The sequence below is a fragment of the Gilliamella sp. wkB308 genome, from assembly GCF_001690185.1.
GTDB lineage: Bacteria > Pseudomonadota > Gammaproteobacteria > Enterobacterales > Orbaceae > Gilliamella > Gilliamella apicola_I.
Genome location: NZ_LZGN01000037.1, coordinates 106,011 through 122,614, shown reverse-complemented (window position 1 = coordinate 122,614; position 16,604 = coordinate 106,011). Strand labels below are relative to the sequence as shown.

Below are 16,604 nucleotides of genomic sequence, written 5' to 3'. Positions count from 1 at the left end.
GGAAACACGATGCATAATCTGATAATTGAAAAGATTGAAACCTTATGCAAAAAACGCGGTATTAAATTGACAACCCAACGTCGTACAGTTTTAGATATCATGTTAACGGCAAATAAGGCTATGAGTGCATACGATCTTTTAGATTTATTAAAAGTCAGTGAACCACAAGCAAAACCACCGACTATTTATCGTGCCCTTGAATTTTTGCTAGAGCAAGGCTTTATTCATAAAGTTGAATCAAGCAATAGTTATATTGTTTGCCCACATTTTCAAGACCCCGATCATCTTTCAATTCTCTTTATTTGTGATAAATGCCGACAAATTTTTGAAAAACACTCAGCAAATATTGAACAGCAACTAAAACAACTGGCACAACAAAGTCAATTTTTGATTAAACACAGCGTATTGGAAATTCATGGAGTGTGTCAGTCGTGTCAACCTTAATTATTTTTCTTTGGCTCTTAAATATCAGCTGTGATACTGTCGGTCAAATCGCCTTTAAATATGCAGCCATTACCTCAAAACATAATCAAGGTTTAGATTATTGGCATAAGCTATTTGGTAATTTTTGGCTTTGGATTGGTTTTGGATCTTATTTTGTTGGTTTTATTTTCTGGTTAGCTTTTTTAAGCGAAGTGCCTTTGTCACAAGGTATTTTATTGGGTTCGTTTAATATGATAACGGTCATGTTAGCTGGACGAATCTTATTTAAAGAGCATCTAACGTGTTTTCGGTTGTTAGGTATATTTTTTATTACTTTAGGAGTAGTTTTAGTAGGACTCACGGAATGAAAAAATTCTATTTAATTGGTTTTATATTACTGCTTTTTTTTGATACTTTTGGTCAAACCAGTTTTAAACTGACAGCAATATCGGCTTTGCCTTTCGAATTCAGTGTTGATTGGTTATTACGTATTTTTAGCCACTGTTGGGCTTATTTAGTTATGATAGGTTATACTGGTGCGTTTGTGACCTGGATGGTATTATTAAAAAAAGCACCGGTTGGCCCTGCTTTTGCGGCCTCGCATTTACAAGTTGTTACGGTAATGTTGGTTTCGGTAATGGTGTTTAATGAAAAGATTACATTCACACGCTTTATAGGCGCAATAAGTATAATCATCGGGATTATTTTTTTAGCGTTAGCTGAACAAAGAATTAACCAAAAGTCTAAATAGTGCGTAGCTAATTTGAAAATGATGTCATTTTAACAATTAATGGCAATCACTTCTTAAATTTGTTTATCGAGATTTTTTAACATTTCGATAATAGGACGATTAGCATCAGGAAATTCATCGGCATTCAACTCTTCTTGATCTACCCATCGGCTGGGTTGTCCTTCTTTCGCAAATGGAACGCCGTCCCATTCTTCCACTAAATAAGCGTGAATGGTAATATCACGATCATCGTAGCTGTGTTTCACTATTTTTAAAAATTGAGCATCATGAATTTGGATATCAACTTCTTCAGCGATCTCGCGTTGCAAAGTTTGGTAAGGTGTTTCACCTGCTTCTATTTTTCCTCCCGGAAATTCCCAAAAACCCGCTAGATGTGAGTCTTCTCCACGTTGGGTAATAAAAATTTGACAATTTTCCGAACGTATAATTCCTACCGCTATTTCAGTATGTTTTCTCATAATTCTGTTTATCTATCCGTAAAATTAGGGAAAGTGAACACTTTCCCTTGAATTTAAACGACGATGATAATCGCTGATTAAATCATCAATAATGTTTGATGATACTAAATTTTTTGCTTATTGAACAGCACCATGACAATGTTTATACTTCTTACCTGAACCACAAGGACAGGGATCATTTCGTCCCACTTTGGCTTCAGTGCGTACTCTCGGTTGAGTTGAACTTGTATTGTTTTCGCTTTCACCTTCGATATTAGAAGCTGATTCATGACTTGCATGTTGCTTAGCTGATAGTTTTTCCATTTCAGCAATGCGTTGACGTTCTGCTTCTTCCACTTCTTCTTGTGAACGAATAACAACACGACTTAATATCCCAATAACTTCATATTTCAGTGATTCTAACATGTCTTCAAACATGTTAAAGGATTCACGTTTATATTCTTGTTTAGGATCTTTTTGCGCATAACCTCGTAGATGAATACCTTGACGTAGATAATCCATCGCAGCCAAGTGTTCTTTCCACAAGTTATCAAGCGTCTGTAACATAACTGTTTTTTCAAAATGTCTAAATGCTTCTGAACCTGCTGCTTGCTCTTTTTCTTCATAAGCTTGTTGAGCAATTTGAATAATACGTTCTCGAAGTGACTCTTCATAAAGATTTTGTTCTTCGTCTAACCATTTAGCAATTGGAAGATCCAAATCAAAGTCACGTTTTAGCGCTAATTCAAGTCCTGGCACATCCCACATATCTTCGATTGATTCCCGTGGAATATAACGATCGATGAGCGCATTAAATACATCAACACGGATTACGGTAATGGTATCTTTGATTTCTGTGTTATCCAGTATCTCATTTCGTTGACGATAAATTGCTTTACGTTGCTCATTGGCAACATCATCATACTCAAGCAATTGTTTACGAATATCAAAGTTACGACTTTCAACTTTCTTTTGAGCATTCGCAATCGCTTTATTGACCCATGGGTGTTCGATCGCTTCGCCTTCTTTCATACCCAATTTACGCATCATATTACCAACACGTTCTGATGCAAAGATTCTCATCAGCGGATCTTCAAGCGATAAATAAAAACGTGAACCGCCCGGATCTCCTTGACGACCAGCACGACCGCGTAACTGATTATCAATACGACGGGATTCATGTCTTTCTGTACCTAAAATATAAAGCCCGCCCAGTGCAATAACTTCTTCATGTTTAACTTGCCATGCTTGTTTAGCTTTTTCGATATCTTCTTGAGTTGGATTTTCAAGTTTTGCTAAATCGCTTTGCCAGTTACCGCCAAGCATAATATCGGTACCTCGACCTGCCATATTGGTGGCAATAGTGACAGCGCCTTTACTCCCTGCATTAGCAATAATTTCTGCTTCTTGGGCATGGAACTTGGCATTTAATACGTTGTGCTTAATGCCAACTTTTTTAAATGCATTAGATACCAATTCTGATTTTTCAATCGATGCAGTCCCCACTAATACCGGTTGTCCTCGTTTTACACAATCTTGTACATCAGCGACAATGGCTGCAATCTTCTCTTTTTCAGTCATATAGACTAAATCGGATTGGTCTTTACGCTGCATTGGGCGGTTAGTTGGTATAACAATGGTATCCAAACCATAAATCTGATGAAATTCGAAGGCTTCAGTATCGGCAGTACCCGTCATACCGGCTAATTTTTCATATAGACGGAAATAGTTTTGGAAAGTGATTGAAGCTAATGTCTGGTTTTCATTCTGAATTTTAACATGTTCTTTTGCTTCAACTGCTTGATGTAAGCCGTCAGACCAACGACGTCCTTCCATTGTTCGTCCTGTATGCTCATCGACAATAATAATCTCGTTATTTTTAACGATGTAGTCGACATCACGATGAAATAAATGATGGGCTCGTAGTGCTGCATTGACATGGTGCATTAACACAATATTACTTGGTGCATAAAGCGACTCATCATTTTTCATGATACCTTGTTTAATCAGTAGTTCTTCTACCTTAATTAATCCTCGTTCAGTTAGATTAACTTGACGTGATTTTTCATCAATTGAAAAGTCACCGTCTCCTTGAAACTGATCCGAGTCTTCTTTTTCTTGGCGAATAAGATGAGGGATAATTTTATCAACACTCACATATTTATCTGAGCTGTCTTCGGCTTGTCCAGAAATAATCAACGGTGTTCTTGCTTCATCAATTAAAATAGAGTCAACTTCATCGACTAAAGCATAATGTAATGGTCGTTGAACACGTGCATCTTTACTAAACACCATATTGTCACGTAAGTAGTCAAACCCATATTCGTTGTTGGTACCATAAGTGATATCAGCGTTGTAAGCTTCTCGTTTTATTGCTGGTGGCATATTAGGCAGGTTAATACCAACGGTTAAACCTAAAAATTCAAATAAAGGACGATTATTTTCAGCATCGCGTTGTGCTAAATAATCATTGACAGTGACGACATGCACACCTTTGCCGGTTAAAGCATTTAAATAAGCGGGTAATGTTGCGGTTAACGTTTTACCTTCACCAGTACGCATTTCGGCTATACAGCGCTCATTTAAAACCATACCACCAATTAACTGAACATCAAAATGACGCATACCAAAAACACGTTTACTGGCTTCACGGACAACGGCAAAAGCTTCTTCTAAAATATCATCTAATTGGGTGCCGGATGCTAATTTTTGTTTAAATTCAATTGTTTTTGCTTTAAGTTCATCATCAGTTAATGCTTCCATTGCAGGTTCTAATGCATTAATTTTTTCAACACGTTTACGCAGGCTTTTTAGCACACGTTCATTACGGCTACCAAAAACTTTAGTTAATAATTTTAATAACATAAATTTCTCTTTTTTCTTTTAATAGGAAATGTAAGGTCAACACCTTATATAAAAACATAAAAATTAAGTAATAAACTCTTTCGTTAAATAGTGTTTTTTGGGCCTGCTCTTATCGCATTATGTGAAGTTATTTGAATGGGTTTATTGGTGGATAAAATATCGTAATTAGTCGCCATAAAGACAGTATTGGTACTGAATTTATAGGGGGTGGTTAACGATTGTGACACCTTTCGGGTAGACACTTGTTGATCTTGAACGATTTCATTGTTCGCCATAATTCCGACGTGAGAAACCGTTGATTCATTGGGGATTGCCTCTTGCTGACATAAACTAAACCCAGTAGCAATTACACCTAATAATAAGTGCGATAGAGCGGTTTTGATTGTTAAGCGTTTACTGAGTATTTGCCAGAAATTAGTCATGATCATAATGGCAATATGTTAGCATTATTTGCCAAAATGAAAAACATTTATTACAGGTATTGTTATAAAGAAAATGAAGATTTGACAAAATGAAATTTATCTATCTTGTCGAACGTTAAATGACAAGATAGATAAACATAAAAAACTATTTCACCATCAATTGCCCCATCATACCCAGAGTTTCATGTTCAATGATATGACAATGATACATGCGTAATCCAGGCATATTTTGTTGAATCTTTATCGTGATTGTTTCATGGGGTCGAAGATTCACTGTATCTTTTAATGCCATGTATTGGGGTAGTGTTTTGGTACCATTAAATTCATGTGAAACGACCATAAATTGTGCGCCATGAATGTGAAAGTTATGATCCATATGAGAGTTATTATGAATAGTCCACTCTTCAACTTCGTGAATTTTGCTTTCAAGATCGATACGATTCATATCATGGCGTTTACCATTGATTAAAAATAACATTCCGCCACGCGGCTCTTTCATGTCCATCACTTCGGTATATTCCAATTTTTTGTGGGCGGTGGCTTGTCCAAGTTTTGGTAAGGTACGAAGTGTTGATGGCAAGGTGATTGAGTTTGACTGTGTTAAATCTAACTCTGCAAGTAACATATCTTGTTCAGGTGGTACATTGCCCATTTTGCCTCGATCATAACCGATAGATTGCAAATAAACCGTCCCCGTTTTTTTAGGAAGAATAACAATTTCTGCCCGTTCGGCAGGTGATAACAGTAATGGTTTATTTAGTGATACAGGTTCAGACAATAATCCACCGTCAGTCCCCACTAAAAAGACATCACAATCAGGAATAGATAAGTTCAGATATCTACCTGAACAAGCATTCCAGATTCTCACCCGTGTTGCTGAGTCAACCTTAATTTTAGGTCGATAACTCCCATTAATTAATACAAATTGACCTTCACGACCGTTCATCCAATCAACCATGGTATTATCGGCAATTTCACCTTTATCCGTTAATTTTAAATCTGAGAAGAACCAGTGTTGTTCAGGAAGAGAATTTAAAGGATCATCTTTGCTTCGAACGATGAATGTTCCAGCTAAACCTCGATAAACTTGTTCAGCTACTGTTTCATGTCCATGAGGATGATACCAAAATGTGCCTGCGTTTCCTTTGGGAACGTCAAATTCATAAACACGACTTTTTCCTGCTGGAATGGCATCTTGAGGGTTACCGTCTTGATTCGATGGAATAAGTAAACCATGCCAATGCACGGTCGTGGATTGTGGCAGATCATTTTTTACCGTGATTTTAACGTGATCACCCTCGTTAACTTCAATTTTGGGGCCAGGAATCATCCCGTTATATGCCCAAAATTCCGTCGTAATTTCAGGTGTTAAGGCAATTTTGACGGGTTTGAGGTGTAAGGTCGCTTCAAATACTCCTGGTTGATTACTTTCATTTTTTAAATTGATCAAGCTGGGTAAATTTTGGTTCTGTTTTAGTGAGGAAGTAGGCAAAAGCTTTTGTGGTTTTTGATCGTGATTCATATTCATGTTCATATTCATATGTTCGTGCATATTATCCCCCTTGTTACAATCATCAGAATTGAGTTCGCAGGTCATACCAGTCATTTTGGTATGTTCCATTTTAGCAATGGCCTTGGTTGCAACTAATCCACCTACAGCAGCCGTAAAATTCATTAAAAAATGTCGACGTTTCATAATATTCCCATAATAAATTAACTGATTTAACAATAACGCTGAAAATCGTGATGTGAGCGAACATAACGATAGATAACGTTTATTCATAACGATAGTGATTAACAACTACTATCTAATAGCGATAACTTATTAAGCAATTCGTGGTGGTCTTAATTCAGGAATAAATTCATTATCATTTGCAATGAATTTAAGTGATAAAAAATGTGTAAAATTGATTTGCCTATCGAGGTTAATGGCATAGTTTGAAACGATTGCCCCACATACAGCACAATGATTGATTAATGAACAAATTATTTTTGATGATGAAGATTTAGCGTGATGAGGATCTGAGCTTTGATCGAAAGTTAACTTGGAATACGTCGTTGAATAACAAGTCGAGTCCAAAGACTTTCCTATTTTTGATAATGGTAGTACAAAATAACCAAACAGCAACAGAACCGCTGTTAATACAACGATGCCTTTAAATTGTATATTGAGGATCCTTACTGACATATTACAATCTCACAACGCATCAAATCGCTAATAAGCAGTATTGTACTTCAAACGTCATTATATAGCACGTTTTTTAAACATTTCTTATTTTTAAACAACATAATTGATAGTTAACAAATTGAATAAATTTATTAATTAGATAAATAAGATATAGACTTTTTTTAAGTTTGGCGAGTTCATGAAATTCGGATTGCGATTGCCCCTTAAACTCATTTTCAAATTTGTCTCAAAATTCCCCTTTATTGTTTAAAATAAGCAAGATAATTGTTTAGGGTTCTGGTATGATATGCAGTAATTTTAATTGACTAATCATTACAATATGAAAATTCTTTTTGGTGTTCAAGGAACAGGAAATGGTCATATTAGCCGATGTCGAACTTTAGCTAAAGCGCTAAAAAAGGCTGGCGCTGATGTTGAGTATATTTTTAGTGGACGTGATCCAAAAGATTATTTTGATATGGACGTTTTTGGTCAATATAAGACTTTTCGGGGTGTTACCTTTGCAACAGTCAATGGAAAGATAAATTTTCGTAAAACGGTTCAACGCATCCGTGCTTTCCGGTTAATTAAAGATGTGCGCGAGCTGGACTTATCAAAGTATGATTGTATTATTAGTGATTTTGAGCCGGTAAGCGCTTGGGCTGCTCATCATCAGCATCGAGAATGCTTAGGTATCAGTAATCAGGCGGTTTGTCAGTATTTAAAACCAAAAGAATATGGACTGATTGCAAATGTGATCATGAAGTATTATGCGCCAGTAACCAAGCCAATTGGTTTACACTGGTTTCATTTTGGACATAAATTATTGCCACCTATGATTGATTCATTTCAAATGGCGCCTACCGAAAATGGTTCCATTGTTGTTTATTTGCCATTTGAAAATATGACTGAAATTGTTGAATTACTTAAACAATTTCCTAAACACCAATTTATCTGTTTTCATCCAAATATAAAGCAATTATCACAAAACGATAATGTTACTATGCAACCTCTTTGTCGTGACGGTTTTATGGATGCGGTAATAAGCTGTTCGGGGATTATTTCTAACACGGGATTTGCACTAATATCTGAAGCATTAGTTTTGGGTAAAAAGATTTTGACTAAACCTGTCTCGGGTCAGTTTGAACAAATCTATAATGCTCAATGTTTACATACATTAGATATGGCAACGGTCATGGAAACCTTAAATAGCATTAAACTTAAGTATTGGTTAGATCTTCCTTCGCCAAAACCAACGGTCTATCCTGATGTTGCAACTGAACTTGCTAATTGGATTGTTAATGGGCAAAAAGAGTCTTTGCTTTCTTTAAGTCAACGGCTTTGGGCGCAAACTGTTTTTCCCGAAAATGTAAATCAACGAATTAAAGCTTTAGGTTATGTATAAACAAACTCACCTGACACTTAGTATCATTGTTGCCATGGCACATAATCGTGTTATTGGTTTTAACAATCAGATGCCTTGGCATTTACCTGCTGATTTGGCATGGTTCAAAAAAAATACGATTAATAAGCCTGTTATTATGGGCAGGAAAACTTTTGAATCTATAGGAAAACCTTTGCCTAATCGACATAATATTGTTATCTCAAGGCAAGCAAAAGTAGATTTTGAATCGGAAAAAATTTCAAATCTTAGCTGGGTAACATCTATAGATGAAGCCATTTCTCTTGCCAAAAGGCTTAATTGCGATGAAGCGTTTATTATCGGTGGGGGTAATATTTATCAACAAGTTTTGCCATTTATTGACAGACTTTATTTAACCCATATTGATGCTGATTTACAAGGTGATACTTATTTTCCTAATTACGCCCCCGAAACTTGGCAATCAGTTTTTCAAGAACATCATCAAGCTGATGATAAAAATCCTTACGATTATTACTTTGAAGTGTTAGAACGTAATTCAACTTTCTAACGGAATGATGTTTTATTGAGCAAGACTTAGGGTAGCCTGGCAAATCGCTCACCCTTGGTGGCGTCTTGCTTCAATGACATCGGGTAGTTGTTTTATTTTATTGAGTATACGATTTAACGAGTCTTGATCAAAGATTTCCATGTCGACATCAATATTAGCTAATTGTTGCTTCATATCACTTCGACTGATTAATCCAAGTACATTGACTTTTTCGTTAGCTAAAATGGTTGTGATATCACGCAATAAGCCACTACGATCGTTAGCGATGATCTGTATCACCATGGTGTAACTTGAATTGGTTTCATTACTCCAAACCGCACTGGTGATTCGTTCAGGGGCGTGATTTTTTAAATCCTGTAACTGTTCACAATCCGCCCGATGAATGGAAATGCCTCGCCCTTGAGTCACAAAACCGACAATGGGATCACCAGGAATAGGGCGACAGCAATTTGCAATAGTGCACATTAAATTACCGACACCTTCAATAATAATTTCACTTCCTTTTTTATTACCGATTTTGTTGGTATGTTTTGTTTGTGAATTGGATTTTTGAACAATTTGTTTTAATGCCGCTTCGTCTTCTTCTTCTGCGGTAGGTTTATTGACTTGGGCATTAACAAAATTGACCAATTGATTAATTCTGACATCACCACTACCAATACCGGCAAGAACTTCATTAAAGGAATGGGCGTTATATTTATCAATCAGCATTTTTTCAACGCTTTTTAAGCTGATATTTAAAGGTTCAAGCTCATCTTCTAAAATTTGTTGGCCAGCTGCTATATTTTTATGTCGATCTTGTTTTTTAAACCATGCCTGAATTTTAGCTCGTGCCCGACTACTATTTACAAATCCGGTATTTGGATTCAGCCAATCTCGGCTTGGATTAGGTTGTTTTTGGGTAATAACTTCAACTTGATCGCCCATTTTTAGGTTATAAGTAAATGGTACAATTCGTCCTCCAACTTTTGCACCAATACAACGATGACCTACATCACTGTGAATATGATAGGCAAAATCAAGCGGTGTTGAGCCAGTAGGCAGATCAACCACATCACCTTTAGGCGTAAAGACATAGACTCTATCATCAAAAATCTGGCTACGTACGGCTTCTTGTATTTCACCGCTTTCAGACATCTCTTGTTGCCATGTCAATAATTTTCGTAGCCAAGTAATTCGCTGATCATAAGCAGTCATTTTATCAGTACTGCCTTCTTTATATTTCCAGTGCGCTGCAATGCCTAATTCAGCATCATTGTGCATTTGTTCCGTTCGAATTTGAATTTCAATCGTTTTATTTTGGGGACCATACACGACAGTATGAATTGATTGATAACCATTTGGTTTGGGGTTGGCAACATAATCATCAAATTCTTTAGCAATATGTTTATAATGACTATGGACAATGCCTAATGCGTTATAACAATCTTCAATACGATCACAAATAATCCGCACGGCACGAATATCATAAAGATCTTCAAATTCAAGGTGTTTGCGTTCCATTTTTCGCCAGATACTGTAAATATGTTTCGGGCGTCCATAAACTTCTGCACGAATGTGATCTTTATTCATTAACGCTTGCAGGTGCTTAACAAAATGATTGATATATGATTCACGATCAAGGCGTTTTTCGTGTAATTTTTTAGCAATAAAGCGATATTCATTCGGATAAAGATAACGGAAACAAAAATCTTCCAGTTCCCATTTTAATTGACCAATTCCTAAACGGTTGGCAAGCGGTGCATAAATGTTAAAACACTCTTTAGCAGCCAGTACTTGTTCTTCTTGTGGAGCATTTAACAGATTACGTAAATAAGTGATGCGTTCGGCAATTTTTATCACTACACTGCGAAAATCATTAACCATTGCCAATAACATACGGCGGATGCTATCAATCTGTTCAGACGTTGCACTGCCATTGCGGATGGCGCGAAGTTGACGAATTTCTTTCATCCGAACAATGCTAGAAATTATATGCATCATTTCACGGTCAAAATCTTCAGGAATATCTTCTCGACGTATAATCTTAGTTTCAAGGAAAGGAAGTAACAAAGCCGCACATAAACTGTTGATATCCATATTAAGTGTGGATAATATTTCAACCATTTCAACGGCATTTTGAAAACAATAGACTTGCTCAGCTGCACCCGCACTGCTTTCAAAGCAAAAATCCCATACTTGTTTAAACGTCTGATAATTATCTGCGTTAGTCAGTTGTAATTCTTGATTTGCCCATTGTTCGACATCAAACTGTGCAAGAGAGTAGTGCTCTTCACTATGTTGGTGTGCTCCTCTAATTGATACCATAATTATGATCCTGATTTGGTTAACAACAACATTGATTCAATATGTTTGGTTTGTGGAAACATGTCTAAAATTGCTACTTGAGCAATATTATAACCCGCTTGAGTTAACACTTTGCTATCTCTCGCTAATGTTGCGGGATTACATGAGATATAAACAATTTTTGACGGCGCCATTTTAACAATTTCTGTCGTTGCATTAAATGCCCCTGCTCTGGCAGGATCTAATAAAACTTTATCAAATTGTGATTGATTCCATGTAAAAAATTGTTGATTATCGTCTAAATTACTTGTTAAAAAATGAGTTTCGGCACAAACCTTATTGCTATTTAATATAACGTTTAATTTCGCTTTTTCAACTAGTTCTTCTACGCCTTCAACGCCCGTTAATGATTGACAATAGGTAGCCATAGGTAATGAAAAATTACCCATACCACAAAAGAGATCTAACACTTTATCGGTTGATTTTAATGTTAGCCAATCAAGCGCTTGTTCAATCATTTTTTGATTAACGTTGCTGTTAACTTGAATAAAATCCAAAGGACTAAAAGTAAGCTTTAACTGATTGATTAGATAATAATGTTCCGTATGGCCGGTAATGTGTTGTAAATTTGTGCCATGAAAGTAGAGTGAAATACCATTTTCTTCAGCGAAGTTTGATAGTAACTGAGTGTCTTCATTGGTCATGGCTAAAGTATGCCTTAATACCATGATAATGCCACTATCAACAGCAACCAATTCAATATGCCCAAGCGATTTTCTTGATTTAATTTGACGTAATATTTTTTGCAAAGGAGCAAGCAACTGATCTAAGCTTTCGACCAACACTGGACAGTGTTCAATATTGATAATTTGATTTGATTCAGCCTGACGAAAACCAATAAATAATTCACCTTTTACAATATTTATTGAAAGTCTGGCTCGTCGGCGATAATGATAAGGTTGATCAGCAATAATAAGCGGTGCTGAATGAGTGATATGGGTTAACGATTGCCCACTTTCTTTTTGTATCAGATTAATAAGCGCATGATATTTTGTACTTTGCTGCAAATCAGTTGAAATATGCTGCAATTCACAGCCACCACATTTTTGGTAATAGCCACATAATGGTTTTACCCGTTGGGCACTTTGATTGTGATATTTGATGACCTTCGCTTTAGCATAATTTTTTTTATTTTCTGTTAACTGGATATCAACAGTTTCGTCGGGTAAGGCTGATTTGACAAAAATCATTTTGCCTTTGTGGTTTGCAATTCCTTGTCCGAAGGCATCTATCGCTGAGATGGTAACCGTTAATTTTTGTGAAGCTTGTTTTTTTGAAGGTGGAGTATAAAAAATAACCATATAAATTCAACGTTATGTTAACCGTTTTAACAATTCTGTTTTAACATGTAAAGGAACTAAATTGGTAATATTGCCACCATGATAAGCAACATCTTTTACAATGGTTGAAGAAATAAAACCAATAGTCATTGATGGCATTAAAAATAAAGTATCTAAATCCGGTTTTAATGCGCGATTCATTTCGGCTAATTGTCTTTCGTATTCAAAATCTTGAGTGGTTCGAACACCTCGAACAATGACCGTCGCATTATGAGTTTGTGCAAAATCAGCCATTAAATTATCAAATCCAACCACTTGCACATTAAGTAAGTGTTCAACTGAACTGGATGCTAAATTGACCCGTTCTTTCAAACTGAATAACGTTTTTTTATTCGGATTTTCCGCAATTGCAACAATTAATCGAGGAAACAACAGCGAAGCTCGAGTAATCAAATCGATGTGCCCGTTAGTAATTGGATCGAACGTTCCCGGAAAAATTGCAGTTAAACTTTTACTTTTCATCAATCATAATGTCCATTTGCCATGATACCTCTATCATACCGAATTCTTAGCAAAATTGTTAGGGTAACTTGACAAAAAGCTTTTATGGTTTAATCCGAATATTCATCGTTGATTATAAATGCGCATTGAATAAAATTAGGGTTTTACCGTGATAGTAAGTCCAAATAAATTCAGTTGGACTTAACCTCATTGGCGTTAGCTCATATAGCATTAAGTGTTCATTTTTCCGTTTACATACTCAATTGATATAATATTATTCAATTAAAAATTGATAGATCGTTTGATATTGATAGGTTTCATCAGGGGTTAACCAACAGCTAGGTTGTGGCCATTTGGGGTGATGTGGGCTATCTGGTAGAAATTGTGCTTCTAGCGCGATACCTGCATAATTGTCATATTCCCCATTATGACGGTTTGGCGTATGTTGCAGATAATTACCGGTATAAACTTGTAGTGCCGGTTTGGTCGTTATGACATTCATGGTCACTTTATTATCAGATGAGGTTAATTGTGCGGCAATTGGCTGGGTTTTGTCCAGTAAATAAGCATGATCATATCCACCTGTTTTTTGTCGTTCAGGACTTTCAAGTAATCGGTCTGATAACTGTTTTGCTTGGCGTAAGTCCATATCAAATTCAGTGACACTAACTAAATTGTCATTAGGTATACCCTGATTATCAACGGGCAAAAATTGATTAGCATTGACTAGTAATGTGTGATTAAGGATAGTGTGACTTGTTTCGCCATCTAAATTAAAATAAGCATGATTGGTTAAATTAACCACAGTGGTTTGCGTGGTAGAGGCGTTGAACATGATGATAACTTGATTATCATCGGTAAGTTGATAGGTCACTTTAACCTTCAACTCGCCGGGATAACCTTGATCTCCATCGCAAGAAATTAAACTAAAAATGACTTGTTGATTAGATTGATCATCAATTTGCCATAATTGCTTATCAAAGCCTAACTTTCCGCCATGAAGCTGATTTTTACCTTCATTGGCAACAAGCGGATAGCGTTTATCACCTAATTCAATAGATGCATGAGCAATACGGTTAGCATAACGTCCAATAGTTGCACCTAAATAAGCCTGTTGTTGTTGATATTGCGCTAACGAACTACAACCAAGAATTACTTCACGATTTTGATTATCAACCGGTATTAAGCAAGAGAGCCATGTTGCTCCCCAGTTAGATAATTTAATCTGCATCCCTTGCTTGTTAGATAGTGTAATGATCGTTGTTAAAGACATATAGCGTGCGCTCCCTCACTTGGTTGACAAATATAGATATCTTCTTTAATACCAAATTTATTCTGATAATTGTTGCTTACAACAGTTTTTACTGCATCAACTTTATTTTTATTTACCAGTGCAACAACACAGCCACCAAAACCGCCACCAGTCATACGAACTCCACCTTGTTCACCGATAACATTGCTGATAATGTTCACTAGATAATCGATAGCAGGTAATGTAATTTCAAAGTCATCACGCATTGAATTGTGACTTTGCGCCATTAATGTTGATAGTAATTTGTAATCACGACGAGCAAGTGCATGAGATGCCAGTAAAGTCCGTTCATTTTCGGTAATGACATGATGTGCACGTTTAAAAACGGTAGGATCAAGCGTTGGTTTAATTTTCAATAAATCTGATAAAGTTGCATCTCGCAATGCTTTGACGCCCAGCGCTGTTGCTGCTGCTTCACATTGCCTACGGCGCGTATTATATTCGCTATCGACTAATCCACGTTTAATATTTGAGTTAATAATAACAACAGCCAACTCATCCGGTATCGAAACCGGATGAACAGAAAGCGTACGGCAGTCAATAAGTAAAGCATGATGATCTTGTCCAAGTGCCGATATTAATTGATCCATAATTCCACAATTACAACCAACAAATTGATTTTCAGCTTCCTGACCGATTAATGCTAATTTAGTGCCATCTAAAGGTAAATTATTTAGCACTTGAAACATTTTGCCGATAGCCACCTCAAGCGAAGCTGATGAACTCAATCCTGCACCTTGGGGGACATTACCGCTAATTGCTAAATCAACACCATAAAGGGTATTTGCATAGTTTTTTAAATGTTTTACTACACCTCGAACATAATTAGCCCATTGATATTGTGAATGTTTCTCAATAGGGGAATCTAACCAAAATTCATCTTGTTGATTATCATAGTCAACGGCAATTACGCGTACCTTATTATCCGAACGTTTATGGCAGCTTATTACGGTGCCATAATTAATCGCACAAGGTAATACAAAGCCATCGTTATAATCGGTATGCTCACCAATCAAGTTGACTCGCCCAGGCGCTTGCACAGTGATATCAGGTTGATAACCAAATAGGGTTGCAAAAGCTTGTTTAGTTTTATCGATTAATGCTTTCATCTATTTATCCTTTTTATCTTTATAATGAACATCACTGACATTGCGCAGTCTTTCAGCTGCCTGTTCAGGCGTTAAATCCCGTTGTACTTCAGCTAACATTTCGTAACCTACCATAAATTTTTTGACTGTCGCTGAACGAAGCAAAGGAGGATAAAAGTGAGCATGAACTTGCCAATAATCAGTGGTACCTTGTATAAATGGCGCACCATGCCAACCCATAGAGTAGGGGAAAGAGCAATTAAACAAATTATCATAACGACTTGTTAATTTTTTCAGCGCCACCGCTAAATCAATCTGTTGGTTGTCGGTTAATAAGGTTAATTGTGCAATATGCGTTTTGGGTAATAATAACGTTTCAAATGGCCATGTTGCCCAGAAAGGCACGACAGCAAGCCAATGGTCTGTTTCAACAACTATTCGCTCACGATAGATCAATTCTTTTTCGGCATAATCAACTAACAAATTGCGGTGATAGGTTTCAAAATAATGACGCATATTCTGGTCTTCACGAGTGATTTCATTCGGGATAAAGCTATTTGCCCAAATTTGTCCGTGTGGATGAGGGTTAGAGCATCCCATTACAGCACCTTTGTTTTCAAATATTTGCACCCAAGGGTAATTTTGGCTCAGTTCTTTTTGCTGTGATATCCAAGTTTTGATCACGCCCTCAATTGCTGTTAAGTCCAATTCCGGCAATGTTTTGCTATGATCGGGGGAAAAACAGATTACTCGACTGGTTCCTTTGGCGCTTTGCATTTGAAAAAGAGGATCATCCGTTGGCGGCGAATTAGGGGTATCATCCATTAAAGCGGCAAAATCATTAGTAAATACAAAAGTATCTGTATAGTCTGGATTTTTATCACCCGTGATCCGTTTATTGCGGGGGCACAAAAAACAGTTAGGATCGTAACTGGTTTTTTGTTCTGGATTTAGTGCTTCTTGTTGACCTTGCCAAGGTCGCTTGGCTCTATGCGGTGACACTAAAACCCATTGAGCCGTTAATGGGTTATAACGACGGTGTGGATGATCAACCGGATTAAATATTTGCATATTTGCCTCT

General features: G+C 36.6%; 16 protein-coding genes. 5 read left to right on the top strand and 11 right to left on the bottom strand.

Annotation, left to right across the window (positions count from 1 at the left end; all coding sequences use genetic code 11):
* The first annotated feature begins 9 nt into the window (after positions 1 to 9).
* The 3 genes from zur to A9G10_RS06950 are packed head-to-tail and all read left to right on the top strand — an operon-like array spanning position 10 to position 1,174.
* The gene (gene zur / locus A9G10_RS06960) at positions 10 to 444 is read left to right on the top strand and encodes a zinc uptake transcriptional repressor Zur (protein ID WP_065558826.1); all 435 of its coding nucleotides are present in this window, start codon (positions 10 to 12) and stop codon (positions 442 to 444) included.
* A complete protein-coding gene (locus A9G10_RS06955; protein ID WP_065558825.1) occupies positions 432 to 791 on the top strand; it encodes an EamA family transporter in 360 nt (119 codons plus the stop codon). Before zur ends, A9G10_RS06955 begins: the two co-directional genes overlap by 13 nt.
* Positions 788 to 1,174 carry an EamA family transporter gene (locus A9G10_RS06950; protein WP_065558824.1) on the top strand — a complete coding sequence of 129 codons (387 nt, stop codon included), beginning with the start codon at positions 788 to 790 and terminating at the stop codon, positions 1,172 to 1,174. The genes A9G10_RS06955 and A9G10_RS06950 overlap by 4 nt, the downstream gene beginning before the upstream one ends.
* Before the next feature lie 53 nt (positions 1,175 to 1,227).
* On the opposite strand, the gene mutT is transcribed toward A9G10_RS06950, so the two are convergent.
* The 5 genes from mutT to A9G10_RS06925 all read right to left on the bottom strand — a co-directional run bounded on the left by mutT (position 1,228) and on the right by A9G10_RS06925 (position 7,086).
* Positions 1,228 to 1,632: an 8-oxo-dGTP diphosphatase MutT gene (gene mutT, locus A9G10_RS06945; protein WP_065558823.1), complete on the bottom strand. Its 405-nt coding sequence runs from the start codon at positions 1,630 to 1,632 to the stop codon at positions 1,228 to 1,230.
* A gap of 117 nt (positions 1,633 to 1,749) precedes the next feature.
* Positions 1,750 to 4,476: a preprotein translocase subunit SecA gene (gene secA / locus A9G10_RS06940; protein WP_065558822.1), complete on the bottom strand. Its 2,727-nt coding sequence runs from the start codon at positions 4,474 to 4,476 to the stop codon at positions 1,750 to 1,752.
* A gap of 83 nt (positions 4,477 to 4,559) precedes the next feature.
* Positions 4,560 to 4,898, bottom strand: coding sequence for a hypothetical protein (locus A9G10_RS06935; RefSeq protein WP_143425974.1), 339 nt, complete (start codon positions 4,896 to 4,898; stop codon positions 4,560 to 4,562).
* Positions 4,899 to 5,043: 145 nt separating this feature from the next.
* Positions 5,044 to 6,594 (bottom strand): multicopper oxidase family protein, encoded by a 1,551-nt coding sequence (locus A9G10_RS06930; protein ID WP_065558820.1) that lies wholly within the window; start codon positions 6,592 to 6,594, stop codon positions 5,044 to 5,046.
* 129 nt (positions 6,595 to 6,723) lie between these two features.
* Complete coding sequence (locus A9G10_RS06925) at positions 6,724 to 7,086, bottom strand: hypothetical protein (RefSeq protein ID WP_143425973.1); 363 nt, start codon at positions 7,084 to 7,086, stop codon at positions 6,724 to 6,726.
* A gap of 319 nt (positions 7,087 to 7,405) precedes the next feature.
* Between A9G10_RS06925 and A9G10_RS06920 the strand changes: the two genes are divergently transcribed.
* Together A9G10_RS06920 and folA are read left to right on the top strand one after the other, a co-directional pair.
* Complete coding sequence (locus tag A9G10_RS06920; protein ID WP_065558818.1) at positions 7,406 to 8,470, top strand: MJ1255/VC2487 family glycosyltransferase; 1,065 nt, start codon at positions 7,406 to 7,408, stop codon at positions 8,468 to 8,470.
* A 10-nt stretch (positions 8,471 to 8,480) separates the two neighbouring features.
* Positions 8,481 to 8,996, top strand: a complete 516-nt coding sequence (folA, locus tag A9G10_RS06915) for a type 3 dihydrofolate reductase (RefSeq protein ID WP_065559019.1) — start codon at positions 8,481 to 8,483, stop codon at positions 8,994 to 8,996.
* Positions 8,997 to 9,044: 48 nt separating this feature from the next.
* Here folA and relA read toward each other — a convergent pair whose 3' ends face one another.
* The 6 genes from relA to A9G10_RS06885 form a co-directional block, all read right to left on the bottom strand.
* Complete coding sequence (relA, locus tag A9G10_RS06910; protein ID WP_065558817.1) at positions 9,045 to 11,303, bottom strand: GTP diphosphokinase; 2,259 nt, start codon at positions 11,301 to 11,303, stop codon at positions 9,045 to 9,047.
* A gap of 2 nt (positions 11,304 to 11,305) precedes the next feature.
* On the bottom strand, positions 11,306 to 12,643 hold the full coding sequence (gene rlmD / locus A9G10_RS06905; RefSeq protein ID WP_065558816.1) for a 23S rRNA (uracil(1939)-C(5))-methyltransferase RlmD: 1,338 nt from the start codon (positions 12,641 to 12,643) through the stop codon (positions 11,306 to 11,308).
* Positions 12,644 to 12,655: 12 nt separating this feature from the next.
* Positions 12,656 to 13,144 (bottom strand): pantetheine-phosphate adenylyltransferase, encoded by a 489-nt coding sequence (gene coaD / locus A9G10_RS06900; protein WP_065558815.1) that lies wholly within the window; start codon positions 13,142 to 13,144, stop codon positions 12,656 to 12,658.
* A gap of 253 nt (positions 13,145 to 13,397) precedes the next feature.
* The gene (gene galM / locus A9G10_RS06895) at positions 13,398 to 14,396 is read right to left on the bottom strand and encodes a galactose-1-epimerase (protein ID WP_065558814.1); all 999 of its coding nucleotides are present in this window, start codon (positions 14,394 to 14,396) and stop codon (positions 13,398 to 13,400) included.
* Entirely contained in the window at positions 14,387 to 15,544 is a 1,158-nt protein-coding gene (gene galK, locus A9G10_RS06890; protein WP_065558813.1) for a galactokinase, read from the bottom strand. The genes galM and galK overlap by 10 nt, the downstream gene beginning before the upstream one ends.
* Positions 15,545 to 16,594 carry a UDP-glucose--hexose-1-phosphate uridylyltransferase gene (locus tag A9G10_RS06885; RefSeq protein ID WP_065559018.1) on the bottom strand — a complete coding sequence of 350 codons (1,050 nt, stop codon included), beginning with the start codon at positions 16,592 to 16,594 and terminating at the stop codon, positions 15,545 to 15,547.
* Positions 16,595 to 16,604: the final 10 nt, after the last annotated feature.